This window comes from Sphingobium sp. D43FB, from assembly GCF_002312805.1.
In the GTDB taxonomy this organism is placed as follows: domain Bacteria; phylum Pseudomonadota; class Alphaproteobacteria; order Sphingomonadales; family Sphingomonadaceae; genus Sphingobium.
The window spans coordinates 1-1,204 of sequence record NZ_NMUA01000131.1; the positions used below are offsets into that span (position 1 = coordinate 1).

Consider the following 1,204-nt stretch of genomic DNA (forward strand, 5'->3'; position numbering starts at 1 on the left):
CATCCGCCTTGCGCATTCAGGCAACCGAAGGTCCGATCCTCATCTTGCAGGACACCACCGAATTCAATTTCAAGCGCGCGGATCCGGATAAGATCGGATTTACGAAAAGCTCGACTGGTCGCAAGTTGAAGGATGGCCGGTTCCAGAAGTTCACGATCTGCGGCCTTCTGATGCATGTCAGCCTTGCGATTACGCCAGATGGACTGCCGTTGGGTCTCACGGCGGCGAAATTCTGGTCACGCTCCAAGTTCAAGGGAACTGCAGAGCTCAAGCGCAGGGTCAATTTGACCCGAATTCCCATCGATCAAAAGGAAAGTATCCGTTGGCTTGATAATTTGCGCCGGTCTACCGAATTGGCTGGAGAGCCGGGGCGATGTGTACATATCGGAGACCGCGAAAGCGACATTTACGAGCTTTATTGCTTGGCTGAAGAGATCGGTACCAAATTCCTCGTGCGCAGCTGCGTCGACCGCCTGGCTCAAGATGGCAAGACGACCATCGCCCAAGTTATGGAAAGGACGCCGTGCAGCGGGACCCACGAGATCCAATTCCGCGATGCGAAAGGCAAGGAGCAGCGGGCAGTACTATCGATACGATATGCAACAATGACGGTCCGGCCTCCAATCGGAAAACAGAAGAAATACATAAACCAAGAGCTTCAGATCATCCATGCCGAAGAACTCAATCCGCCGGAAGATCGCGAACGGATTCACTGGAAGCTTATAACTAATTTGCCTGTCAAAAACCACGCCGATGCCGTGCATAAGCTTGACTGGTACTCCAAGCGCTGGAAGATCGAGACATTCTTCCGGACCCTGAAAACCGGGTGCCGGATCGAAGAACTTCGCCTGACTACGATCAACCGCTTGGCCAATTGTATCGCCTTGTGCTGCGTCGTTGCCTGGCGCGTGTCATGGCTGACGATCTTGGCTCGTGAGGCTCCAGAGGCCACGCCTGCTGCCGTCTTCACCGAAACGGAGCGCAACCTTCTCGATAGCTCGACGCCAAAGTTGAGACGCGCTCCATCCCGCAACCTCGCATTCTATGTCAGAGCCGTCGCAAGGCTCGGAGGCTACCTGGACCGCGCGTCTGACCCACCACCCGGCACGACCGTCATATGGAGAGGAATGACGCGACTCGCCGATCTCGTTGAGGGAGCTCGAATCTCGAGGCACCCAGCAGGCACTTGTGGGTAAGAGCAAGC

At 55.5% G+C, this 1,204-nt stretch carries 1 protein-coding gene; it reads left to right on the forward strand.

The window, feature by feature from the left end; translation table 11 throughout:
- On the forward strand, positions 1-1,196 hold a 1,196-nt coding region (locus tag SxD43FB_RS23620; protein ID WP_096064162.1), incomplete at its 5' end, for an IS4 family transposase.
- Positions 1,197-1,204: the final 8 nt, after the last annotated feature.